The following is a 25641-nucleotide window of genomic DNA, read 5'->3' on the forward strand; positions in this document are numbered from 1 at the left end:
CCATTTTCGTCAAAACACTTCACAATAAAGGGATAAGTAATCCTTTTGAGGAGTGAAGGTTCACATGACAAATCAAGATCAAAAGTCCACACATGATGCTGAACAAGTAGCATTTTTGGAAAAAGAACTTCGACATATTTCGGCATTAATTAAGCAGAAGGGTCGAGAAATATTAAGTAATTATACAATTACACCTCCGCAATTCATTGCGTTACAATGGCTTCATGAGATTGGTGACATGACAATTGGAGATTTATCAAATAAAATGTATTTAGCGTTTAGCACAACGACTGATTTAGTCGATCGCATGGAAAAAAATGCGCTTGTTAAACGTATACGTGACAATGAGGATCGTCGAGTTGTTCGAATCCATCTATTAGAAGAAGGCGAACGTATAATTGAAGAAGTGATTGTAAAACGACAAAAATATTTAAACGATATCGTAACAGATTTTAGCGAAACAGAAGTACTAGAATTATCAAGACTACTACACAAACTATATAACGAAATGAACCAGGATTGAGGCGGTTAACGTGAATGCTCCCATCGGAGTGATTGATTCAGGTGTTGGTGGACTAACCGTTGTAAAAGAAATGCTACGATTACTACCGAACGAATCCATATATTATATTGGTGATACTGCAAGATGTCCGTATGGACCACGTTCACAAGAACAAGTGAGAACCTTTACATGGCAAATGGCGGACGCATTGTCGAAAATGAATATCAAAATGCTTGTCATTGCTTGCAACACTGCAACTGCAGTTGCTTTAGAAAGTTTGCAAAAGAAATGTCCGTTCCCAGTTATCGGTGTTATTAACGCAGGTGCTAGAGCAGCGATTAAAGCGACGAAAAGCCATGACATTGTAGTCCTTGGAACAGAGGGTACAGTGAAGAGTGGTGCATATGATGAGGCGCTCTATTCACTTTCTTCATCTAGTAGAGTAACATCACTAGCTTGCCCGTCATTTGTTCCTTTAGTGGAGAGTGGCGAGTACGAAGGGGAATTTGCAGACCAGTTAGTTAAAGAAAGTTTACAACCATTACATCAAACAAGTTTTGATACGGTTATTTTAGGCTGTACACATTATCCACTTATTCAGCGGAATATTGAACAGACAGTAGGTGAACACGTTCATGTTGTGTCTTCAGCAGAAGAAACAGCCAAGGACGTCCAAGATCTACTGAGTTATCATCATATCGCAAGAATGGAACAATTAGCACCAGAGCACCGTTTCTTTACGACGGGCTCGGTGCCAATGTTCCGATTAATTGCGAGCAAATGGTTACCACTTCAGAAGATACAAGTGAAAAGAATTACTTTAACAAAGTAATAGCGTAAATAATAGTATAGTAAAAGCCCGAAATGATGGACATTTCGGGGTTTTACTATGAATAAAAACAACATAATTGGAGGTACATCATGACAAGAAATGATGGACGTAAAAAAGACGAGCTAAGACCGATTCAAATGGACAAGGACTATCTAATGCACCCGGAAGGCTCTGTTTTAATAACAGTAGGGAATACGAAAGTCATTTGTAATGCAACGATTGAAGAAAAAGTACCACCATTTATGCGAGGAGAAGGAAAAGGTTGGGTAACAGCAGAGTATTCAATGTTACCAAGAGCAACTGAATCACGAACACGCCGCGAAGCATCAGCAGGTAAAATCGGCGGTCGTACAATGGAAATCCAACGTTTAATTGGACGAGCTTTACGCGCAGTTGTGGATTTAGAAAAACTTGGAGAAAGAACAATTTGGATCGACTGTGATGTCATTCAAGCAGATGGAGGCACGCGTACAGCTTCTATTACAGGTGCATTTGTAGCAATGGCAGATGCGGTGGCGAAATTACAAGACGCTGGCAAAATCACACACTACCCATTAAAAGACTTCCTAGCAGCAACAAGTGTAGGTATCGCAGCTGAAGAGGGCGCTATTTTAGATTTAAACTATCTTGAAGACTCGGCGGCAGAGGTGGATATGAATATTGTTCAAACAGGTAAAGGACAATTTGTTGAGCTACAAGGTACTGGTGAAGAATCTACATTCTCTCGTGAACAATTAAATGAGCTTTTAGAATTAGGCGAATTAGGTGTCCAACAATTAATCAATGCTCAAAAAGAAGTGTTAGGTGAAGTAGCACTACGCATTGAACGTAATATGGAGGCGGTAAAATGAAACAAGTCGTAATCGCAACGAAAAATAAAGGAAAAGCGAAGGATTTTGAAGCAATTTTCGGTCCTTTAGGCTTTGAAGTCGTAACATTATTTGATGTAGCACCTGATTTAGAAATCGAAGAAACAGGAACGACTTTCGAAGAGAATGCCATACTAAAAGCAGAAACAGTAGCTAACTTGCTTGGCAAAATTGTCATTGCTGATGATAGTGGCCTCCAAATTGATGCATTAAACGGTGAACCAGGTGTTTACTCAGCGCGTTATGCAGGCGATCATGATGATGAGGCAAATATGCAAAAAGCATTGAAAAACCTTGAAGGCGTAAAAGAAGAAGATCGTACAGCACGTTTTTGTTGTGCACTAGCTATTGCAGGACCAAATCAAGAAACAACAACTGTTTTTGGTACTTGTGAAGGCTTGATTTTAACAGAAAAACGCGGTACAAATGGTTTCGGTTATGACCCAATCTTCTTTGCTCCACAACTTAACAAAGCTATGGCAGAGCTAACACCTGCTGAAAAAGGAGCCATTTCCCACCGAGGTAATGCCATTCGCCTATTAGCGGATCAATTGCCAACTTGGGTATCAGAAGTGGAGTGATAAATGATGAGAATTCTAGTAATGAGTGACACCCACAGTGACGCTGCCGTTATAGAACAAGTCGTTTCGAATGTTCAGGATATCGATGCCGTGTTCCATTGCGGCGATAGCGAACTATCTTTTAATGCTGATGAATTACGTAATATGTACAAAGTAAGAGGGAATTGCGATTACGATAAACAATTTCCTGAAGACGTTATTGAAGAAATAGATGGGCAAAAAATATATATGACACACGGCCATTTATACAACGTCAAACTGACTCTATTACCACTTTCATATCGTGCGGCAGAAGTAGGCGCTAACCTCGTGTTATTTGGCCACTCACACGTGCTAGGAGCAGAGTTAATAGACGATAAGTTGTTTGTTAACCCAGGAAGCCTTCGCATGCCTAGAGGGCGTAAAGAAAAGAGCTATGCAATCATCGATTTTGACGGTACACAGTGGCAAGTCACATTCAAAACAGAATCAAATGAAATCATTACACAAGAGAATTTTTCTATATTAAAAAAATAATGTTGACACTTTCAAATATCTGATATATACTAAGTATTGTCTTTCCCGTTGGAACGCGGGATTGCACATTTGTCTCAGTAGCTCAGCTGGATAGAGCAGCGCCCTTCTAAGGCGTCGGTCGGGGGTTCGAATCCCTCCTGGGACGTAATAATATACACTCTGTACGTTCGTATAACAGTGTATATAAACATTAGGGATCAGGTCAGGGCTTCGGTCATTGAATCTGAATCCCTTTTTTGTTCCCACAATATTTTATGTATATGAACTAGATTATCTTTCGATTTGAATAGGTTAGAAGTTTATATAAAGTCGTTAGACACGTCTTAAGGTTAGATTCAATTGAAAAGAGCCAAGCTCATTTTTTATTATTTTCATTGCTGAATATAGGGTATACTTTTATAGTCCTATAATTTGCAGATAAAGTAGGAACTTAAAATTAATTGAAAGTTTTATTGGAGGTTTATTATGAATTACATAATCAGTAACAAACAAGTATTTGAACAGGCGCAGCTACGTCCGGTTTCAGACGTTCCATTTAGTGAAGAAGAACTTCAAAACGGTATGAAGTTAGCTGTCTCTAAGGTTGATGAGACCCTCTCTTTGTATTTAGTAGATGTAGACGGGCAGAAGAAATTCGATGTCCGTTGGGATGATTCGTCCGAACTTTTCAACGGTTGGTATTCTGCTTGGGATAATTTCTCTTGGTGCCTTAATATAGTTAATGGTCAAAAATGATCGGCTGTATGTTCATATTTACTACCTATAAATGATTAAGAAAGAGGTGAGGGATTACCAGTAATACAGTAATCCTTCGCCTCTTTTTCTAACTTCTTCCCTCATCCGAAATTTTATGAAAGATGAAGACATTATTCCAGGGCTCAACTATACACTGGACGAAAACGACAAGGTAAGTGCAATTATGACAGATGTTCAAACATATGTTGATGAAATGACTGCTGCTTTCATTACAGGGAAACAAGACTTTGGCAAGTGGGATGACTATAAGAAAACGCTTGATAAGATGGGCTTACAATCGTATCTTGAGATTGCTCAAGGAACATACGAACGTATGCAAAAACAAAAATAAGAGTAAAACTCATACTAAGGTTTCCTTCGTATGAGTTTTATTTTTTAGAAAAGGATGATTTATGGAGTCTAAAAAATATGAATATTTACAATATAATAATATTTTGTTAACAATATCAATAAATTACGATGCTATACTCAAATAGCTATCTGAAAGGGTGGTAATAGTTTAATATACTGGAGGATGAAATTCATTGCATAAAATCACAAAGCAAGTAATATCAACTGCCCTAGCATTATCTATTGTGGGTGGAGTTGGCGGTAATCTGTATTCTGCTGCAGAAGAATCAAATTCCACTACTGTTAGTAAGGTAACTGTCTCATTTAATGGTGATTCTAAAAGTTCGAAAGGATTTACTTGGTATACATCCCTAGCTTCAAAAAATAGTGATTTGCAAGTAGTTAAAAAAACAGGGAAGAAGTCAAACTTTAAAAAAGCTATGACATTTAAAGGAACAAAGAATATCTCTACTAATTCTAAGAAAGAATATGTACATAAAGCAAAAGCGACTGGTCTTAAGGCTGATACCGAATACTATTTCCGTGTCGGAGATGCTTCTAAGAATAGTTGGAGTGAAGTGGGAACATTCGAAACAGCGCCAAGTAAGGGTGCATTTACGTTTATTGACTTAGCTGATACGCAGGCCAAAACAGAACAGGAAGCCATTCTTTCTGCAGAAACAATTTCAAAAGCCATGGATAAGGTTCCAAATGCAGAGTTCATTGTTCACAATGGAGACTTACTTGACGACGGCGTAAAAGAGGAACAGTGGGATTGGCTATTAGGACACTCACAGAAAAGCCTGTTAAATACGACATTGGTTCCATCAGTAGGAAATCATGAAGATGAAAATTATGCTTTTATTGACCACTTTAATCTTGATACACCTAAAAAATCAGCAACTAAAACAGGTGCTTATTATTCATATGATTATAGTAACGCTCACTTTGTTGTACTGAATAGCAATGAAAACTCTGCAAAATACGCAAACTTTTCAGAAAAACAAGTGGAATGGTTGAAAAAAGATGTGAAAGCAGCAAAAGCAAAAGGTGCTAAATGGATTATTGTTAATATTCACAAAGGGCCGTACACAACTTCCAACCATGCAACTGATGATGATATTATGGGTCCAAATGGTGTAAGAAATCAGATTGCACCACTTATGGCTAAACTTGATATCGACTTTGTTCTTCAAGGCCATGATCATATTTATGCACGAACAAAACCGATCAATAGTAAAGGGACAGTTTCAAAAATCCAAAAAATTAGTGAAACTAAAAAGGGACAGAAAATTGAGTATGCTGTAAATCCAGATGGTTCAATTTATTTAATTCCTGCAACTGCTGGACCAAAAGTATATTACAAAAATCAAGATCCAGTGCTTGGAAATGCATTTTATAAACTGTTTGAAGTAGCAGATGAGAATCATGCAGCAATCTACGGCCCAGATCCAGACAACAATGATCGTCCAGCCCGCAGCCAAATTCAAAACTTCGTCGGTGTCACTATTGATAAAAATAAGCTGACTGCCGTAAGTTATGAAATCGATCAAAATAAGAATAACGCTAAACCTTATATTATTGATCAATTTGGTATTATTAAGAAATAATAGCGATTTAGGAAACAATGAAAAAATGGTTTTGGTGAGGGGGAATATTGAGTTAAATATACTTATGCGACCTTTACTAATACGCGAATAATTATCAACCATATACAACCGTGGAGGATTTAGTGAAGTCCAACTTATACAAAATTAGGGAGATCTCCAAGGTCTCCCTTTTTCATTGTTCACCATCAGTATGTTTGAAAGCTACCCCCTTTTAGGACAAGAAGAACTAACAATAATGAGCCATCAACCGGTCTCAGTAGAACGTAAGGTCACGATTTCCAAGCAGTGAAAATTTACTTAAGACGATTTTGTTTATGTGTTTAGTTAATCCTTGTTGCTCTAAAAAACACATATTTTCAATCTTTCGGTGACGAAAAATATGTTTAATTTGTAATAAAGTCGTTTAAAGATAAATAAAAAGAGCTCAATGTTCAAATTAATGTTACAGTTAGAAAGAATAATTTAAAAGTGAGTAGGCGAAAACATGATAGAAGTAAAAACATCTCCATTAAGTGACGGAGAATTCAATAGAGGGGTATTTGCTACATGCGATATCCAAAAAGGAGAGCTATTACATGAGGCACCTGTAATTTCTTATCCAAACGAACAACATCAATACATTGAGCAAACTATACTCGCTGATTACGCTTTTGAGTATGGAATTGGCCAATCAGCTATCCTTCTTGGTTATGGAATGTTATTTAATCATTCTTATGAACCTAATGCGATGTATGAGATTAATTTTAAAAATCACACATTTGATTTCTTTGCTTATACAGACATAAAAGCAGGAGATGAAATTCTTATTAATTATAATGGCGACGTTGATGACAAAGATCAGCTGTGGTTTAATGAGGAATAAAAGGATGTATTGACGATTTCTTAGGGAATTTAGATTTGAAGAAAACTAATTTTTTAAAACATCTTTAATAACCATCTATCAAAGTAACTGATAGATGGTTATTGTGTTTTTAGGAACAAAATGAACCACTTTAATGAATATCTTCAAACTAACTGCCAGTTAACTTAAGTACATATCTTTACAAACGCTCATTATTTACTTGTTTTTATATAGAAACTGTTTTTTCTGTATTGTTTGGAAAATTGAGTAGTTTATGACAGGGAAAGAGGAGGTAAAACATGCTGTTATCAAGGGGCGACTTGATGCGAGATTATCTTCAGAAATTAACTTATTAACTAAGAACATACTGTTGATAATTGATAAGTTTTCTTTTGCACTAGACAAATAGGAATTTTTATTATATAATAAATGTAATAAGATCGATTGCAAGAATAAAACTAATTCACATATTACAAAGAGTAATCGTGTTTTGTTTGATACTTTTTGTAATATGTGAATTTTTTCTTTTTCAAGAAATATGATATTATTTAATACAATTAATGGAGGTCATTTAAATGACACAACAAGGTACAGTAAAATGGTTTAATGCAGAAAAAGGTTTTGGTTTCATCGAAGTAGAAGGCGGAAACGACGTATTCGCTCACTTCTCAGCTATCCAAGGTGAAGGTTTCAAATCACTTGACGAAGGTCAAAAAGTTGAATTTTCAGTAGAAGATGGCCAACGTGGACCACAAGCTACAAACATCGTAAAACTTTAATTTTAATGATGTAAACAAAAAAAGAGGCTTCCTTTCATTAGGAAGCCTCTTTTTTATGTGTGAAGTTTATAATAATGTAATGTAGATACTGCTATTGATAGGCCCTTCTACGATATAGCAGTAGGTGTGATCATATAGATATAGTTGCTTTTAATTTTATTATAATTATATTTATTTATTTATTTATTTATTTATTTATTTTTTGTTCATATAAGAGTAATCCTCATCATCTTCTTGGAATTCATCTTCATCGTCCGAATTAGGTCCTCCCAAGTAATAATACAATAGAGCCATGAAGGCTGTTCCACCTACCATATTCCCTAGTGTTACAGGAATGAGGTTATGAAGAGCTTTGCCAATTGAAATTGCATCAGGATGATCTAATACTAGAGCTATCGAGAATGTACTCATATTCGCGATAGAATGTTCATATCCCGAAATGAAGAAGCCGAATACTAAAAAGATCATTGTAAATAGCTTAGGACCATCGCCTTTTAATGCCATCGGTACGTAGAAAGCTAAACAAACAAGCCAGTTACAAAGAATAGCACGGAAGAAAAGTTCTGACGCTGGTGTATTCATTTTTCCTTCAACTACACTCATTAAGAATCCATTCACTTCATGTGAAGCGAATAAACCTGTTAAGGAGATTAAACCAGCGAAAAAAAAAGCACCAATTATATTGCCGCTATATGAAGAAATCCACATTTGAATGACTCTCTTCCATGACATATTGCCACGAAGAGCAGTGTAAGTAAAATAAAATGTATTTCCCGTAAATAAATCACCACCAGCATAAGCAATTAGAACAATTGCTATACCGAATGTTAAAGCAGTAATTGGATAAGCTACCGGAGAATGTTCAGCATAGAATAAGTTCCCTGTTTTAAATGCGACGATTACACCGAATCCGATAAATGCACTTGCAAGCATGGCCCGTAACAGATATTTTATAATGCTTTGATCAAATACTTTTTGTTTTTTGAGTGCCAATTTCTCAACATTACGTAGAGCTGTATTTTCCATAATTCCTCCTATTAGCTTGTGTTACTGATCTCAACATGTAACACATTGATATAATATCGTTAAGCTAAGATTACAAAAGTAGAAACTTCCATTTGTATTCATGAATTTGAAGAAAAGGGCCGATTGGATTCGGCAAAAGCCATAAAAAACTACAACAAAAAAGAAAAGGGTTTCGGAATGATGACATGCCGAAACCCTTTTCTCTACAACATGAAACAGCTTTTCAATTATGATAAGCCGTTTTCTCTGTTGGTATTCGTTCCTAAACGATTCGGCAAGATCAAATGTAATATAACCATATAAATGGGATGCGCTGGTGAATCTCCAGGCGTATATTTTAATATATTAAAACTGCTAAAATCAATAAGATATTTTTGGAAATTGATATTTTTTTGTTATGTATAGCTATGTTATATCACTATTATATTGCGACTATGCATGATAGATAGTAAGTCTATCTAATGAAGAGTTAGCTCTCAAAAAACACTTCGAATTTAAAAAATATTATGAATAAATGAGTGATTTTATTATGAAGCAGTTGAATTTAATTTATGAAGTTTTTAATAGTCGTTAAAATAATACCAATTGAAAAATGCCAATACTTATAATTAATTTTTCTGGAAGTTAATATACAGGTTTTAAGGATATAAATTTTCATTTTTTATGCAGGAAAATTATGATGAGGAAGAAGTGTGGTATTATTTACCTCATATATTTTGCAACCAATTTCTAGTAAGAAAAGAATGATGATACGTTTAAATATTATATTAAAATAATTTAAACTTTACTTTAAACGTTAATAATTAACATAAAATCAATGGGGAATTACAATATTAGGTATATATAAAGCAAATATTCCAAAAATAAATTTAAATTTGGTGAATATTTATTTTCTAAGTATAATGTTATAATGCTGAAGGAGATACTTTACATATCAGATTTATTTTGATAGTATTCGTAGTGGAAAATTTGAAAAGAATGACTTAAATTGATTTATTTCATTTAGATTTAGTTCTTATTTTAACTAAAAAAATTTCAAATATGTAGGAGGATAAATATGAACTTTGTTTTTTTAGTTACAGGTTTGCTGTTCGTATTTGTATTGGGTTATATATTCAGTTATAACCGTAAAAATATACGGATACGTCCAATTGCTATGATGTTAATAGCGCAGTTAGTGCTAAGTTTCTTTATTCTTAACACAACTATTGGTTTGAGCATCATTAGTGCTATATCAAAACTATTTGATACATTAATGGGCTATGGTGTTGAAGGTGTAAACTTTGTATTTGGCGGAATGGAAAATGAGCCAGGAGCTGTATTTTTCTTAAACGTACTGCTACCAATTGTTTTCATCTCTGTCCTTATTGGAATATTAAATTTCATTAAGGTACTCCCGTTCTTTATTAAATATGTAGGTATGGGTATGAGTAAACTAAATGGTATGGGTAAATTAGAAAACTATGTAGCTGTATCATCTGCTTTGTTTGGACAATCAGAGGTATTTTTAACTACAAAAGAGCAACTAAATAAGATTTCTAAACGACGTTTATATACGTTGTGTACTTCTGCGATGAGTGCTGTAAGCGTTTCCGTAATTGGCGCATACATGACAATGTTAGAACCTAAATACGTTGTTGTAGGGATTATCATCAATATTTTCTCAGCATTGATTGTAGCAAATTTATTGAATCCATATGAGTTAAAACCAGAAGAAGATTATACAGTAATCAACGATGAAGCTCATCATAAAGAAAAAGAATCTTTCTTCCAAATGATTAGTGAAGCCATCATGGATGGTTTTAAAGTAGCGGTTATTGTAGGCGCTATGTTGATTGGATTTATTGCTTTAATGGCAATGATTAATAATCTATTTGAAATAGTATTCCAAATTTCATTCCAAGAAATCCTTGGGTATGTGTTTGCTCCAATTGCTTTCATCATGGGTGTTCCTTGGTCTGAAGCTGTTGCAGCAGGTGGTATTATGGCGACAAAACTTGTAACAAACGAGTTCGTAGCGATTCTAAGTTTCCAAGACATTGCTGCAGGTCTTTCAGCTAAAACAGAAGCGATAGTTTCTGTATTCTTAATAAGTTTCGCAAACTTCAGTTCAATCGGAATTATTACAGGTGCCGTTAAAGCCCTAAATGATAAACGAGGATCAGAAGTTGCATCATTTGGTTTGAAATTACTCTTCGGATCAACGCTTGCATCTATCCTATCAGCTACATTAGTTGGTTTATTTATGTAATTAGCTTTGATAATTACTGTTGCGAATTTGCATCTATTTTAATGACAGGTTCGCACATATTAAAAGTCCATCCAGAGTTTTCTGGTTGGACTTTTTTGTTTTGAATTAATAATGAAAGTCTCCAAGTTATACCAACTGGTGTGTTTTATATATAATGGAGATAATACTCAAAAAGGGGGACTGAAAATGACACAATATCAATCAAGAGCAGACGTGAAGATTGAAGAAACATGGGATCTCCAACATATTTACCCTAATATGGAGGAATGGGAGCAAGATTTTCAATCAGTTTTGAAGGATACGGAAAAATTAAAGCAATTCGATGGCAACATCAATAATGCACAGTCACTTTACGATTATTTAACTTTAAGTGAGATGGTCGGCTCCAAGTATAGAAAGCTGTATGCATATGCAATGCTTCAATCAGACCTGGATACAAGAGTACCAACTTCACAAGCTTTGGTAGATCGCTCTAGTCAATTAGGACAAAAAATAAGTAGTGCGACTTCATTTTTCATGCCGTTTTTATTAAGTCTTGAGGAAGACAAACTGAAATCCTACATACAAGAGATTGAAGGGCTTCGCTATTTCGAAGATGATTTATTAGAGTCATATCGATATAAGGCACATGTACTGAATAAAGATCAAGAAGCGATTTTATCTCAGCTTGGAGAAGCGCTTTCTTCCCCACAAAAGACGTTTGGGATGATTAATAATGCCGACATCAAGTTTGGTACCGTTACAAATGATGAGGGTAAAAGTATTGAACTTACCCGTGGCATGTACAGCAAATTGATGGAAGACTCAAATCGCGATAAACGAAAAGAAGCATATAAATCGTATTATCAGCCATATGTGCAAATGCAAAATACGATTGCCAGTACATTGTCATCAGCTATTAAAAACAATGTGACACTTGCCAAAACAAGGAATTATCCATCAGCACTTGAGAAGTCGTTGTTTTCAGACGAAGTACCGATTGAAGTTTATGAGAATCTAATTGCAGCTACAAAAGCAAACATTCAGCCGATGTATGACTATGTAAAACTACGTAAACAAATCTTAGGTGTTGATGAGCTGCGTGCTTATGATTTAAGCGTGCCGCTAGTCCAAGAGGCGAAAGAGGAAATTTCCTATGATGAAGCATTTTCAATCATGCTTGAAGCACTTAAGCCGCTTGGTGATGATTATGTATCTACTCTAGCTGATTTCAAGAAAAATCGCTATTACGATGTAAGGGAAACACCTGGAAAACGTTCGGGAGCTTATAATATGGGTTTATACAGTGTACACCCATTTGTTCTTCTCAATCATCGAGATGACTTAAACAGCTTATTCACACTTGCCCATGAATCAGGGCATGCGATGCATTCTTATTATAGTTCAAAATATCAGCCTCAAATCAGTGCGGGATATTCTATCTTCGTAGCAGAGGTTGCTTCAACTGTTAATGAAATTCTGTTGATTCGCTACTTATTAAAAACAACTACAGATGAAAATAAGAAGAAGTATCTTTTGAACCACTTCATTGATTCCTTTAAAGGTACGTTTTTTACACAAGTCATGTTTGGCGAGTTCGAAAAAATAACGCATGAAAAAGCGGAAAATGATGAGCCATTAAATGCAGAAACTTTTAATACCGTTTATGAAAAGATTTTCCGTGAATATAATGGCGAGGATCTTGTTTTTGATGAAGAGGTGAAGTATGGCTGGTCACGTATTCCTCATTTCTATCGTCCTTTCTATGTGTACAAATATGCGACTGGCTATGCTTCTGCAATCGATATTGCAGATCGAATTTTATCTGGTGAAGAGGGAGCACTTGAAAACTACTTAAACTTCCTAAAAAGCGGTAGCTCCGAGTATCCACTAGAATTATTGAAGAAAACAGGCGTGGATCTTACGAAACCAGAACCAATTGAAAATGCATTAAAGATATTCAGTGAGCTTGTGGAAGAATTCGGTGGATTGTTTCAACAATAATAGAAAATAGATAGCCATAAATGAAATCGACAGTCTTTAATTAGAGAGCAGTTACATTAACTTGTAACTGTTCTTTTTGTTTATTATTTTATACGCAGTTGAAGATAGCGTAAATTTCTATTCCAGAACTTAATAACATGTCCGCGTCACAATCCGAAGATTACCCCCCTTTTTCCAAAAGATAACTCCTTACAATGAATATTCAGAAAATATAAAATTAAATAAATGGAAGGCGGTGGTGAAATTTATGGGAGAAACAGTATTGGAATTGAGAGGGATTACAAAAAAATTCCCTGGTGTCACTGCGCTAAATAATGTCTCATTTGTGTTGGAAAAAGGGCAAATTCATGCGCTGATGGGAGAGAATGGTGCAGGGAAATCGACCTTCATCAAAGTAATCACAGGTGTACATAAACCAGATGAGGGTGAAATGATCTTAGATGGAAAGGCAGTTTCTTTTTCAAATCCTAATGAGGCAAAGGCAGCAGGGATTGCCGCCATTTATCAGCACGTAACAAATTATCCAGATTTGAATGTTACAGAAAATATCTTCATGGGACATGAGAAAGTAAGTCCAACTACAAAGCGTCTACTTTGGAAAGAAATGCACGAAGAAGCTAAAAGAATATTACAGTCTTTAGGCTCCTCTATAAATCCGAAGCAAGATATGGGGACACTTAGTGTAGCGCAACAGCAAATTGTCGAGATTGCGAAGGCAATATCGACAAATGCAAGAATAATCATTATGGATGAACCGACAGCGGCCTTGACGGCACGAGAAAGTGAAGAGTTGTACCGTATTGCTGAAGATTTGAGAGATCAAGGAACAGCTATCATTTTCATTTCTCATCGTTTTGAAGATATGTATCGATTGGCATCACAGGTAACAGTATTACGAGATGCAAATTATATAGGGACATGGGCAGTAAATGATATTTCAAATGACAACTTAATCGTCGCTATGGTTGGGCGCGAGATCAATCAAGTATTCCCACATAAAACACATGACATCGGTAAAGAAATCTTTCGTGTAGAAAGTTTAGGGAAGATTGGCTATTTTGCAGACGTTTCCTTTACGTTAAGGAAAGGTGAAATACTTGGTATGACAGGCTTAGTTGGTGCAGGTAGAACAGAATTGTGCGAAACATTATTTGGTATAGAAAAATATGATAGCGGTTTCATTTATCTGCATGGCAAGGAAATAAAGTTTAAAAATCCAAAAGATGCGATGAAACAAGGCGTTGGTTACCTGCCAGAGGACCGTCAGAAGCAAGGTCTCATTCTTCCTTGGGGAATTGGTAGAAATATTACACTACCAACATTGGAGAGCTTTACTAAAAGTGGCTGGCTTCATGAAAAAAGTGAATCACTTAAAGCAAAAGAGCTAGCAGAAAAATTAAATGTGAAAGCACAAAGTGTATTTGATCTTGTCAGCTCATTATCTGGTGGAAATCAGCAGAAGGTTTCGGTAGCGAAATTATTGATGACAGATTTAGATATCATCATTTTAGATGAGCCGACTAAGGGCGTAGATATTGGTGCGAAATCAGCTATATACGAAATTATTAATGAGCTGGCACATCAAGGTTATGGCGTGATATTAGTTTCTTCCGAAATGCCTGAGGTAATTGGTCTAAGTGATCGTGTAGCCGTAATGAGAGAAGGACGTATGGTGAAGATAATGGACCTTCATGAAATATCACAAGAATCAATTCTTGCTGCGGCAATGGGTGAGATGCCACAAGGAGGGGAAACAATTTGTCTACCAGTATGATGGATGAGACATTGCCAACTAATATTGAGAAAAAGGAATCGAAGCTAGCAAAGATAGGGCAATTTCGAGAAATTGGACTTCTTGTTTTCATTGTTATTTTAGTAATTGCTGTGCAGCTTCGAAATAGTAGTTTTTTAACTTTAGAGAATATTAGTGATATGGCAACGAATACAGCGATATTATCAATTCTTGCTGTTGGAATGATGCTAGTTCTTGTGACAAGAGGAATTGATCTTTCCATAGGGGCCACCTTGGCTTTGTCAGGCATGATTGTGGCACAGTTTGTGAGTAATCATCCAGGTACATCTCCAGTTATAGCTATTTTAATGGGGATCGGTATCGGCATTGTCTGTGGGCTTGTAATAGGTGGATTAGTGTCCTATTTAGGCGTGTTACCGATTATTGCGACTTTGGCGATGATGAACATATTCCGCGGGCTAACGTATATGGTCAGCGATGGTAAGTGGATTAGCTCTTATCAAATGTCAGAAAGTTTTGTTGGTATTGCTACGAGTAAGTTGTTAGGTGTTAATACGTTAATCATTATTGCATTAATTGTCTATGCTTTTGCGATTTATTTTATAGGACACACTCGTACAGGTAGACAAATTTATGCGGTTGGTAGTAATCCTGAATCTGCTAAGGTAACTGGGATTAGCGAGAAGAAAGTCTTCATTATTGTTTATACATTAATGGGCGGATTATCAGGTTTAAGTGGTGTCCTTTGGGTATCGAAATTTGCTTCAGCACAGGGTGATACAGCTACTGGCTATGAACTTAGTGTGATAGCGGCTTGTATTTTAGGTGGTGTCAGTATTGCTGGTGGAGCAGGGAAATTAAGTGGCGTCATTTTAGGAGCATTTTTAATCGGAATTTTAAATAATGCATTGCCACTTTTGAATGTATCTCCATTTTGGCAAAAGGGAATAGAAGGTTCGATTATTTTAGCAGCTGTTTTGCTTAATGTCATGGTGAAACGCGGTGTAGAGCGGAATAATTTGTTGAAGAGGAGGGTGTGATTTATGGCGTCTAAAATGGAAGAAACCTATGTTCATAGAAAACTTGAGGCACATAAGCCCTTTTCGACGAAGCAATTTTTTCTACAGTGGGAATGGTTACTTGTATTAATTTTAATTGGAGTAATGGTACTGAATACATTGTTATCACCCTACTTTCTAAATGTAACGAGTTTAAGAGATGCGACGATGATCTTTTTAGATAAATCCTTCATCGTGTTTCCGATGGCCTTCATTATGATTATGAGAGAGATTGATATTTCGGTAGGATCGTCTGTGGCTCTTTCTTCGGTCGTAATGGCAACTGCTTATAATGTACTAGGCATGCCAATGGAAGTAGCAGTTATCATTTGTCTTTTGGTTGGTGCCCTATGTGGATTGTTAAATGGGCTATTAATAACGAAGTTTCCTGAATTGTCAGCAGTTATTGTTACGCTGGCGACGATGATTTTATATCGAGGAATTGCCTATATCATTTTGGAGGATCAGGCATCTGGGAATTTTCCTGAATGGTTTGGCTTCTTTGGATGGGGTTATATATTCGGGATTCCATTTATCTTAATTGTTTTTGTAATTATTGCTGTCATGTTCGGATTATTACTCCATAAAACTTCTTTTGGTCGAAGAGTATTTGCGATTGGCCATAATGATGTCGCTAGCAAGTTTTCAGGTGTAAATGTCAATCGTACAAAGTTAATTGTTTATACATTAGCGGGGGTGATGGCAGCACTTACAGCAGTTTTTTTAGCATCTCGAATGGGCAGTACTCGGCCAAATATTGCAAATGGCTATGAGCTCGATGTCATAGCGATGGCCGCACTTGGTGGTATTAGTACTGCTGGAGGAAAAGGGAGATTAATCGGGACAGTTATTGCCATCTTTATCATTGGTTATTTGCAATATGGGCTAGGTTTGATCAATATCCCATCTCAAACTTTAATGATTATTATTGGAGCCTTATTACTATTCGCAGTTATAGTGCCAAAGGTCAAAGAAATGCGTAGATAGAGGAAATCATGTTTTATCAAATATAAAAATTTAAAGGGGTGTTCTTATGAAGAAGTTGTTCATGTTAATCGTGACATCAGTACTGCTACTTGGTGTTTTAGCTGCTTGTAGCCAAGGTAGTAGTTCAGGAGATAGTCAAAAGCCAAGCAAGGATAAGGAAGACGACGGTGGTCAAAAGAAATACGCATTTATTTTTAAAAATACAGGAAATCCTTACGGTGAGAAAATGATGGACGGTTTTGAGGAGGCGATAAAGGAGTTAAATGGTGAGGCTATTTTACGTGCACCAGATCAGCCTACTGCAGAAGCGCAAATTCAAATTATTGAGCAACTTATTACACAAAAAGTAGATTCAATTACGATTACAGGGAATGACCCAGATGCATTGCAACCAGCTTTAACAAAAGCAATGGATGCAGGAATTAAAGTTATTTCAGTTGACTCAGCAGTTAATGCTAAGAGTCGTATTACACACGTCAATCAAGCGGATCCAGAAGCAATTGGCCGTGTACAAATTGAAGCAATTTCAGAAATGATTGGTGGCAAAGGTCAAATTGCAATTTTAAGTGCAACCTCTCAAGCAACAAACCAAAATTTATGGATTGAATACATGCAAAAAGAGCTTGAAAAAGATGAGTACAAAGATATTGAGTTAGTAAAAGTAGCATATGGTGACGACTTACGAGATAAGAGTGTTTCAGAAACAGAAGCGTTGTTAAAAACCTATCCAAAGCTGAAAGGAATTATTGCGCCAACTACTGTTGGTATTGCGGCAGCAGGTAAAGTTTTAACGGATAAAGGCTTAAAAGAAAAAGTGATGTTAACTGGCTTAGGTCTTCCAAGTGAGATGGCAAGCTATATTGAAAGTGGCGTTTGTCCATGGATGTATCTGTGGAATCCAATTGATGTAGGCTATGCGGCAGGTTATACAGCTTCAGCTCTAATTAAAGGGGATATTGAAGGGGAAGTTGGAGATAAATTTGAAGCAGGCCGTACAGGTGCAAAAGAAGTTGTTGAGGACGGCGATGGTACACAAATTATGTTAGGTGAACCATTCAAATTTGAGAAGAGCAATATTGCAGAGTGGAAAGAAGTTTACTAATCAGAAATTGTCCTCAGTCCTGATGTAGACTGAGGATATTTTTCTTCATTAAAAAAACATAGCAGGAGGTAATGACATGATACAAAATACATGGGTGCAAGAAAAAGCAGAGAAGAAGCAAGGATTAGAAGAGTTGGTGTATCGCTCCAATCTAATTGGAAGTGATCGATCTGTTTGTAACTGGGGTGGCGGAAATACCTCGATGAAAACGATCGAAAAAGATTTTCGTGGACGTGATATAGAAGTGATGTGGGTAAAAGGTAGTGGCTCGGATCTCGCTACAATGGGTGCCGGCAACTTCACAGGACTTCGTCTCGACGACATCAGACCACTTATTGAACGCGATGAAATGTCAGATGAGGAAATGGTGGAATATTTAACGCATTGTATGCTAGATGCTAAGCATCCGAGGATGTCGATTGAAACACTCTTACATGCTTTCTTGCCATTTAAACACGTGGATCATACGCATCCTGATGCAATTATTAGTCTTTGCTGTGCTGATAATGGAAAGAAAATAGCCGATGAAATTTTTGGTGATCGCTATGTTTGGGTTCCGTATGTACGACCAGGATTCACTTTATCGAAAATGATTGCAGAAGGTGTAGTACAAAATCCAAATGCAGAACTTGTATTGATGGAAAAACACGGCCTTGTTACTTGGGGAGATACTTCTGAGGAGACATATGAACAAACCATTAAAATTATCAACGAAGCAGAAAACTATATTCATAGACTTCAAACACGCGCACCATTTGGCGGAGCCAAGGTGGGTTATCAGCAAGAAAATAAGCGAAAAGAAATAGCCGCCTCAATTATGCCAGTTATACGAGGTGCAGTTAGTACGGAACGCAGTATGATATTAGATTTTGATGATGCAGCGGATATTTTAGAATTTGTTAATAGTCATGACGCGAGCAAGCTATCTAAAATTGGAGCTGCATGTCCTGACCACCTTGTGCATACAAAGATGAGGCCATTATTTATAGAATGGGATCCTGCAAGTGGTGATACCGAGTCGTTGAAAACACTTATAAAAGAGGGCATTACACAATATAAAGAGGATTATGAAGATTATTTTAATCGACATAAAAAAGACGGAGACATTATGTTTGAGCCAGCACCTCGTGTGATTTTAATTCCTGGTGTAGGTATGGTCAATACAGGTAAAAATAAGAACAATGCCAAAGTTAGTGGAGCGTTATATCACCGTGCTGTATCGGTGATGAAAGGCGCTACAACACTCGGTAACTTTGTGTCACTTAGTGAAAATGAGTCTTATAACGTTGAATATTGGCCACTGGAATTATATAAATTATCATTAGCTCCAAAAGAAAAAGATTTTTCTCGTAAAGTAGCCTTCATTACCGGAGGAGCGGGCGGTATTGGTAGTGCGACTGCACGTAAACTCGCAGAGGAGGGCGCGCATGTCGTATTAGCAGATTTGAATTTAGAAGGTGCTGAAAAGTTAGCAACTGAACTAAATGAAATATCGAAAGAACAACGTGCCATCGCTATTCAAATGAATGTCACGAAAGAGGATCACGTACAAATAGCATTTCAGGAAGCGGCACTTGCATATGGTGGTGTAGATATTATTGTGAATAATGCTGGCTTAGCAACTTCCAGCCCATTTGATGAAACGACTTTGCAAGAATGGAATTTAAATATGGATGTTCTAGGCACTGGCTATTTCTTAGTGGCAAGAGAAGCCTTTAAGCAAATGAAGACACAGGAAACTGGCGGTAGCATGGTATTTGTCGGATCTAAAAACTCCATCTATGCAGGCAAAAACGCTGCCGCTTATAGTGCGATAAAAGCACTAGAAACGCATTTAGCGAGATGTATTGCAGCTGAAGGTGGCGAATATGGGATTCGAGTTAACTCCGTATTACCTGATGCCGTACTACAAGGTTCTGCGATTTGGGGTTCTAGATGGCGTGAAGAGCGTGCGGCAGCTTACGGCATTGAACCAGATCAATTAGAAGAACATTATAAAAAACGCAATACATTATTAGTAAATATATATCCTTCTGATATTGCTGAGGCCATAGCGTATTTTGCTTCTTCGAAATCTGAAAAAACAACTGGTTGTATGATGACAGTCGATGGTGGAGTACCAGCAGCCTTTACGCGATAACACCTTTGGGAGATGGGAGTGAAGGTCATGACACATATTGCGATTGATATTGGTGCTTCAAGTGGGCGTTTTGTTATGGGGACTTTACAAAATGATCAATTACAAATAGAAGAAATGCATCGCTTTTCGAATGGTTTTACAGAAGTAGATGGTCGCTCTTTATGGAATATGGACCATTTACTTAAGGAAATCTTAGTTGGTCTTGAGAAGGTGAAAAAGCGTGGCTTTCATAATGTGACAGTGGGGATAGATACATGGGCTGTGGATTATGTGCTAGTAAGCGAGGACGGTGAACGCTTGCAGGAGGCATATTGTTATAGAGATCGCCGCACAACCAATACGATGGGGAAAATAGAGTCACATTTACCACTAGAGGATATATATTTGAAAACGGGTATTCAGTTACAGCACTTTAATACGCTTTACCAACTATATGAAGAGGATCAGAAATTACTGCAACAAACAAAATATGTTCTATTAATACCAGATTATTTAGCGTATAGGCTGACAGGTGTAGCGGTTCTTGAGATGACGAATGCATCAACCATGCAGCTACTTAATCCAGAGAATCGTAATTTTGATGAAAATTTATTAAAGATTATAGGATTAGAGAAATCACAATTTGCACCTTTTATTGAGCCGGGGCAAGTAATTGGGGAATTAAAACGAGATCAATTTCCTACGTATGATCTACCGGAGTGCGAGTTTGTTGCTGTGGCTTCCCATGATACGGCTTCGGCCATTGCAGGGACACCAGGGGGAGATGGACAGTGGGCTTACTTAAGTAGTGGTACTTGGTCATTATTAGGTGTTGAAAAAAAGGAACCAATTATAAATCTACAAGCTTATCAAGATAACTATACGAATGAATGGGGCGTTTCAAATACGTATCGTTTTTTGAAAAATATCATGGGAATGTGGATTTTACAGGAAATCATTCGGCATTACCCGGGCCAATACTCTGTTGAACATGTTATTAAAGAAGCGGCAACAGTTTCTCCGTATTTACAATATATTAATTTTAATGAAGAGCGTTTTTTAAACCCGCTTAATATGATTGAAGAAATTAAGCAGTATTGCCAGGAAACGGAGCAACCAATTCCACATACGATTGGTGAACTAACAGCATGTGTATTTTCTAATTTATCAATTATTTATGCTATTGAAATGGAGCGTTTAGAGGCAATTACGCATGAACCAATCGACAAGCTACATATTGTTGGGGGTGGCTCCAAAAATGATTTACTTAATCAATTGACCGCTAACTTAAGTGGTGTAACTATTTATACAGGCCCATCAGAAGCGACAGCTATTGGCAATTTACTAGTTCAAATGATTGCACAAGGGACATTAAAATCCATAGCAGAGGGGCGAGAGCTTGTCCAATCATCTTTTACAATTCAAAAGTTTGAGCCACATGTAGTAGATGCAAAAGAAATTATCAATAACTTTACTGCAGTAACTACAAAGGAGAGATGGCGTGTATGATTCGTAAGGCGTCGAAAATGTTTCTCTATAAAGATTGCTATGGGGAATATAAAAAGAGACATGACGAGCTGTGGGATGACATGAAGGTAGAATTGAAAGAGCATGGTGCACATAATTATTCCATTTTTTTAGATGAAGAAACGGGGCAATTATTTGCTTATGTTGAAATTGAGAGTGAAGAGAAGTGGGCTACTATGGCTGACACTGCGATTTGCCAAAAATGGTGGACGTATATGGAGCCATTAATGGAAACAAATGAAGACCTCAGTCCAGTAGCGGTAGAGTTGAAGTCAGTTTTTTACTTAGCATAAAGCCATTTTCATAGGGAGGTATTTTAATGACAGTTGAACAGAGTTATGCTTTAGCAAAAGAAGCTTATGGTAAATGGGATGTTGATACGGATGCTGCACTAGAAATTTTAAAAACAATTCCTGTCTCGATTCATTGCTGGCAAGGCGATGATATCGGTGGCTTTGAAGTGAATAAAAGTGAATTATCAGGTGGTATTGATGTAACAGGGAATTATCCTGGAAAGGCACGTACGCCAGAGGAGTTACGTGCGGATTTAGAACTCGCGATGTCTTTAATTCCAGGTCGTCATCGCGTGAATTTACATGCTCTTTATGCAGAAACGAATGGCCAGGTAGTCGACCGTGATGAACTAGAACCGGTGCATTTTAAAAACTGGGTCGAGTGGGCAAAAACGCAGCAAATTGGTTTAGATTTTAATCCTACGCTATTCTCACATCCGAAAGCGGAAGATGGCTTAACATTAGCAAGCCCAGATGCAACAGTTCGTGAATTCTGGATTGAACATTGTGTGAAGTGCCGAAAGATAGCGGAGTATTTCGGTAAAGCATTAGGAACGCCTTCCTTGATGAATATATGGATTCCTGATGGTTACAAAGATATCCCAGCAGACCGGCTGACGCCAAGAAAACGCCTAAAGGATTCACTAGATGCTATTTATGCGGAGGAAATAAGCGGAAAATATTTAATTGATGCAGTGGAAAGTAAAGTATTTGGTATTGGATCGGAATCTTATGTAGTTGGGTCGCATGAATTTTACATGGGCTATGCATTAACAAATAAAAAGACTTACCTGATGGATACTGGGCATTATCATCCAACTGAAACAGTATCCAATAAAATTTCATCCATGCTCCTTTTTTCAGACAAATTAGCTTTACATGTATCAAGACCTGTTCGCTGGGATAGTGATCACGTCGTTATTTTAGATGATGAACTAAAAGAAATCGCAATTGAAATTGTACGTAATGATGCACTTGATAAGGTTGCTATTGGATTAGATTTCTTTGATGCGAGTATTAACCGAGTAGCTGCTTGGACAATTGGTACGCGAAATATGATAAAGGCGCTGCTATATGCACTATTAATGCCGCATGATTTATTGAAACGTTATCAAGATGAGGGGAATTATACTGCTCGATTAGCATTATTAGAAGAATTTAAAACATATCCATTTGGTGCCGTATGGGATCAATATTGTGCGAAGATGAATGTGCCAGTTGGTGAAAAATGGCTAGCAGAAGTTGAAAAATATGAGCGTGAGGAATTATTCAAACGTACTCAAGAGGTTTTATCAGTAGATTGAGTAGTACATGTTTTATGAATGTAAGGCAACTAGTTGCTCCTGACTAGTTGCTTTTTCTGCTGTTCATAACAAATTGAAAGCTGTCTCATAGGGTGAAAACCGACTGGTGAGGCAGCTTCATTTCTTTACTATACGACTTTATATTCAGTGCCCATAAGTTTTGCCATTTTCGTGAATACACTAGCATTATGCCCTATTGCCATTGCACAATGATGTGTTGGTGCTTCTTTAAAGAGCGTATCAAAATATTCATCCGGATGTAGAGAAAATTTAACCGGCGTTTGCGTGTTTCCTATTGTCATAATTCGGCCATCTGTAGATTCTGCTTCACTAATGATCCATTTTAAGCGGCCCTCTACAGTTTGCGTTAGATAGAGTAAAGTAATTGGCCCTGTTTTTACTTTAGCCTCTACAGAAATGCCACTCCCTTGCTTACCGTGATAGACGCCCATTCCACGAAGCGCAGGTTTTCCTTCAGCTATGTCGATGTGGAAAGGTCCATCATGTCCAAACAGGATTGTGCCTTCTTTGTAATCAGTTACGACAATTTCACAAAAACTACCGCCGACACCAATTGTATCGCATACTTTCATTGCAACAGCAGTTTTTAAATCACCTTCACCCGCACAAGAAATACCGTTAGCTGTTAATAGAGAGTGTCCTAAAATAAAGTCGCTTTGCAGCTGTTCATAGGCATTTCCTGGAGACCCGTGATAATAGTAAGCAAGAGCATCTAATCCATGCTCTTTCACTAATTTTTGCTGTGTGGCAGCTACCTTATAGGCTTGTGTAAGTTGTTCTTTGCTTGGCTTTTTAGCGAGTTTTTCAGAGGGAGAATCTTCAGCAATGTTAAACATTTCTTGTGTGATTTGCTCGATTTCAGCAACATCTGAAGTTGTCACATATTCTTGTAAAGCCTGTAAATCGCACATTTCCAGTACTTCTATATGAATTCCTGTTTGTGCTTGGAGCATCGTGAAATCACTATAAAGGTCAAGCATACCACTATAAGTGTTACCTAAAAAACCAAAAGTAGCCTGCTGTAAATTATGCTTAATCCTTGCTGCTTGTACCCATTCATTAATAGTTTTCCATGCTTTTTGTGCTTCGGGCATGTGTGAGGTATTTTCGTTAGATCTTGTGCCGACTGGTGTTTCCGAAAGTCCTAGTAAACCATTAATCACATCATATGAAATATTCGATCGATGGAGAGCATTAGCGAATTCAGGTACAGGACATGCGCCGCAGTTTGCTAGCCACTCAGCTGTATTCGTTTCATCATAATTAAGCTGTGGACTTGGTTGTAAATTCAATAATATCACTTTTGCTGAGCAATGCTGGTGAACAGGTAATACTGTAGCGCTTGTTGCATACGTTGCAGCGTGGACAAAAATAATATCTACTTGTTGTCCATTAAACCAATCACCTGCTTTACGGGCTTTTTGAACAGTATCAACTAGACCAAAATTCGATACATCACAAGATTTGGCTAAATTGCTTTCGATAAAGCGATTATAAGTGAGTAAACGTTCGCGTAAGCCAGGGAATTGAGCCCAATAAGCCTCCAATCCAGTAGAATATAGGCCGATTCGTGGTTTCTTATATTGAACACGTTTCATATTTGTTTCCTCCTTGTAAAAACTGTATGATTATTGAAAATAATACTAATATCTATAACTAAAAGCATTAGAGTATATTGTCTTTTTATATGATTATCTTGACTAGCGGGGGAGCAGCATGAAATTGTGGCAGCAATATAGAGACAATTGGTCTGAGGACTCCATTTGGATTACTGATAGTCCTTCTATTAAAGCGAAAGAGCATTTAAACACGCTACATGAGTTTGGCTATTTTAAAACATATGCACCTTATTTCACAGAGAGAAGTGGGCTTGATTTATATTTAATTGTATTGACGTTAGAAGGGGAGGGATTCCTGCAGTACAAGGACAAAACGTATACATTACATAAAGGAAGCTTGTTTTTAATACATTGTCGAGAGTATCAAAGATATTGGACAGCAGAAAAAGGGACATGGAATTTCCTTTGGATGCATGTAAATGGATCAGCTGTTTCTTCTTATTTCAATCTACTAAAAGAGGCTGAGGGACTAGTTGTAAAGGTTAAGTCACTAGATTTCTTTGAACAAATAATGTGGTCAATAAGGCCACTACTAAACCAACATCAGTTTTATTATGAAGTCGAAATATCACAACGAATTCAGCACATTTTGGGTGAGCAATTGAAACTTTCACTGCATCAGCCAGAGAATACGGAAGTGATGCCAACATATGTAATTGAACTACAGGAGGTTTTAACGACAGATTTTGAACGAAAATGGACACTTGACCAACTGGCAAAGCGTGTAGCTGTAAACAAGTATCAAATGGCTAAACAGTTTAAAAAATATACAGGTCTATCCCCAAATGAGTTTTTAATCGTCCAACGAATGAATGCCGCAAAATATAAATTAAGAATTGGCAATGACGCCATATCTCAAATTTCTCGAGATGTAGGTATAGAGGATGTTAGTCATTTTATAGAGTTATTTAAAAAACGAGAGGGTATTACTCCGTTGAATTATCGGAAGATTTGGTCTCTTAATTTAATTGAAGAGTAGGTG

The 25641-nt window shown here is 36.9% G+C and carries 23 protein-coding genes and 1 tRNA gene; 22 read left to right on the forward strand and 2 right to left on the reverse strand.

Annotated elements, in window-relative coordinates; all coding sequences use genetic code 11:
- Positions 1 to 64: 64 nt before the first annotated feature.
- The 11 genes from MKY02_RS05290 (at position 65) to MKY02_RS05340 (ending at position 7616) form a co-directional block, all read left to right on the forward strand.
- Positions 65 to 523: a MarR family winged helix-turn-helix transcriptional regulator gene (locus tag MKY02_RS05290; protein WP_076034324.1), complete on the forward strand. Its 459-nt coding sequence runs from the start codon at positions 65 to 67 to the stop codon at positions 521 to 523.
- A gap of 10 nt (positions 524 to 533) precedes the next feature.
- Positions 534 to 1334, forward strand: coding sequence for a glutamate racemase (gene racE, locus MKY02_RS05295; RefSeq protein WP_038187605.1), 801 nt, complete (start codon positions 534 to 536; stop codon positions 1332 to 1334).
- 89 nt (positions 1335 to 1423) lie between these two features.
- On the forward strand, positions 1424 to 2185 hold the full coding sequence (gene rph / locus MKY02_RS05300; protein WP_038187601.1) for a ribonuclease PH: 762 nt from the start codon (positions 1424 to 1426) through the stop codon (positions 2183 to 2185).
- Positions 2182 to 2784 carry an XTP/dITP diphosphatase gene (locus MKY02_RS05305; RefSeq protein ID WP_038187600.1) on the forward strand — a complete coding sequence of 201 codons (603 nt, stop codon included), beginning with the start codon at positions 2182 to 2184 and terminating at the stop codon, positions 2782 to 2784. The genes rph and MKY02_RS05305 overlap by 4 nt, the downstream gene beginning before the upstream one ends.
- Positions 2785 to 2790: 6 nt before the next feature.
- Positions 2791 to 3300: a metallophosphoesterase gene (locus MKY02_RS05310; protein ID WP_038187597.1), complete on the forward strand. Its 510-nt coding sequence runs from the start codon at positions 2791 to 2793 to the stop codon at positions 3298 to 3300.
- Positions 3301 to 3371: 71 nt separating this feature from the next.
- A tRNA-Arg gene (locus MKY02_RS05315) sits at positions 3372 to 3445 on the forward strand.
- A 320-nt stretch (positions 3446 to 3765) separates the two neighbouring features.
- Positions 3766 to 4035 (forward strand): hypothetical protein, encoded by a 270-nt coding sequence (locus MKY02_RS05320; RefSeq protein ID WP_038187594.1) that lies wholly within the window; start codon positions 3766 to 3768, stop codon positions 4033 to 4035.
- A gap of 115 nt (positions 4036 to 4150) precedes the next feature.
- Positions 4151 to 4387, forward strand: coding sequence for a hypothetical protein (locus tag MKY02_RS05325; protein ID WP_143690991.1), 237 nt, complete (start codon positions 4151 to 4153; stop codon positions 4385 to 4387).
- 193 nt (positions 4388 to 4580) lie between these two features.
- A complete protein-coding gene (locus tag MKY02_RS05330) occupies positions 4581 to 5996 on the forward strand; it encodes a metallophosphoesterase family protein (RefSeq protein WP_340710757.1) in 1416 nt (471 codons plus the stop codon).
- A gap of 484 nt (positions 5997 to 6480) precedes the next feature.
- Positions 6481 to 6858: an SET domain-containing protein gene (locus tag MKY02_RS05335; protein ID WP_038187588.1), complete on the forward strand. Its 378-nt coding sequence runs from the start codon at positions 6481 to 6483 to the stop codon at positions 6856 to 6858.
- Between the two features lie 554 nt (positions 6859 to 7412).
- Entirely contained in the window at positions 7413 to 7616 is a 204-nt protein-coding gene (locus MKY02_RS05340; RefSeq protein ID WP_038187584.1) for a cold-shock protein, read from the forward strand.
- A 195-nt stretch (positions 7617 to 7811) separates the two neighbouring features.
- Here MKY02_RS05340 and MKY02_RS05345 read toward each other — a convergent pair whose 3' ends face one another.
- Positions 7812 to 8642 (reverse strand): formate/nitrite transporter family protein, encoded by an 831-nt coding sequence (locus MKY02_RS05345; protein WP_340708786.1) that lies wholly within the window; start codon positions 8640 to 8642, stop codon positions 7812 to 7814.
- Positions 8643 to 9699: 1057 nt separating this feature from the next.
- On the opposite strand from MKY02_RS05345, the gene MKY02_RS05350 reads away from it, so the two are divergent.
- The 10 genes from MKY02_RS05350 to rhaA all read left to right on the forward strand — a co-directional run bounded on the left by MKY02_RS05350 (position 9700) and on the right by rhaA (position 23019).
- On the forward strand, positions 9700 to 10893 hold the full coding sequence (locus MKY02_RS05350; protein WP_340708787.1) for a NupC/NupG family nucleoside CNT transporter: 1194 nt from the start codon (positions 9700 to 9702) through the stop codon (positions 10891 to 10893).
- A 186-nt stretch (positions 10894 to 11079) separates the two neighbouring features.
- Positions 11080 to 12876, forward strand: a complete 1797-nt coding sequence (gene pepF / locus MKY02_RS05355; RefSeq protein WP_340710759.1) for an oligoendopeptidase F — start codon at positions 11080 to 11082, stop codon at positions 12874 to 12876.
- Positions 12877 to 13123: 247 nt separating this feature from the next.
- Positions 13124 to 14650 carry a sugar ABC transporter ATP-binding protein gene (locus tag MKY02_RS05360; protein ID WP_038187572.1) on the forward strand — a complete coding sequence of 509 codons (1527 nt, stop codon included), beginning with the start codon at positions 13124 to 13126 and terminating at the stop codon, positions 14648 to 14650.
- Complete coding sequence (locus MKY02_RS05365) at positions 14635 to 15669, forward strand: ABC transporter permease (protein WP_235175760.1); 1035 nt, start codon at positions 14635 to 14637, stop codon at positions 15667 to 15669. Before MKY02_RS05360 ends, MKY02_RS05365 begins: the two co-directional genes overlap by 16 nt.
- 3 nt (positions 15670 to 15672) lie before the next feature.
- A complete protein-coding gene (locus MKY02_RS05370) occupies positions 15673 to 16674 on the forward strand; it encodes an ABC transporter permease (protein WP_235175759.1) in 1002 nt (333 codons plus the stop codon).
- A 46-nt stretch (positions 16675 to 16720) separates the two neighbouring features.
- Positions 16721 to 17776, forward strand: coding sequence for a rhamnose ABC transporter substrate-binding protein (gene rhaS, locus MKY02_RS05375; RefSeq protein WP_340710764.1), 1056 nt, complete (start codon positions 16721 to 16723; stop codon positions 17774 to 17776).
- 76 nt (positions 17777 to 17852) lie between these two features.
- A complete protein-coding gene (locus MKY02_RS05380) occupies positions 17853 to 19916 on the forward strand; it encodes a bifunctional aldolase/short-chain dehydrogenase (protein WP_340710766.1) in 2064 nt (687 codons plus the stop codon).
- A 27-nt stretch (positions 19917 to 19943) separates the two neighbouring features.
- Positions 19944 to 21404: a rhamnulokinase gene (rhaB, locus tag MKY02_RS05385; RefSeq protein ID WP_076034329.1), complete on the forward strand. Its 1461-nt coding sequence runs from the start codon at positions 19944 to 19946 to the stop codon at positions 21402 to 21404.
- Complete coding sequence (rhaM, locus tag MKY02_RS05390) at positions 21401 to 21715, forward strand: L-rhamnose mutarotase (RefSeq protein ID WP_038187562.1); 315 nt, start codon at positions 21401 to 21403, stop codon at positions 21713 to 21715. Before rhaB ends, rhaM begins: the two co-directional genes overlap by 4 nt.
- Before the next feature lie 26 nt (positions 21716 to 21741).
- Positions 21742 to 23019, forward strand: coding sequence for an L-rhamnose isomerase (rhaA, locus tag MKY02_RS05395; protein WP_038187559.1), 1278 nt, complete (start codon positions 21742 to 21744; stop codon positions 23017 to 23019).
- 128 nt (positions 23020 to 23147) lie between these two features.
- Here rhaA and MKY02_RS05400 read toward each other — a convergent pair whose 3' ends face one another.
- Entirely contained in the window at positions 23148 to 24638 is a 1491-nt protein-coding gene (locus tag MKY02_RS05400) for an L-fucose/L-arabinose isomerase family protein (RefSeq protein ID WP_038187555.1), read from the reverse strand.
- 118 nt (positions 24639 to 24756) lie between these two features.
- Between MKY02_RS05400 and MKY02_RS05405 the strand changes: the two genes are divergently transcribed.
- Positions 24757 to 25638 (forward strand): helix-turn-helix domain-containing protein, encoded by an 882-nt coding sequence (locus MKY02_RS05405; RefSeq protein WP_038187552.1) that lies wholly within the window; start codon positions 24757 to 24759, stop codon positions 25636 to 25638.
- The last annotated feature ends 3 nt before the right edge of the window (positions 25639 to 25641 follow it).

The sequence above is a fragment of the Viridibacillus sp. FSL R5-0888 genome (assembly GCF_038009105.1).
Lineage (GTDB): Bacteria > Bacillota > Bacilli > Bacillales_A > Planococcaceae > Viridibacillus > Viridibacillus arenosi.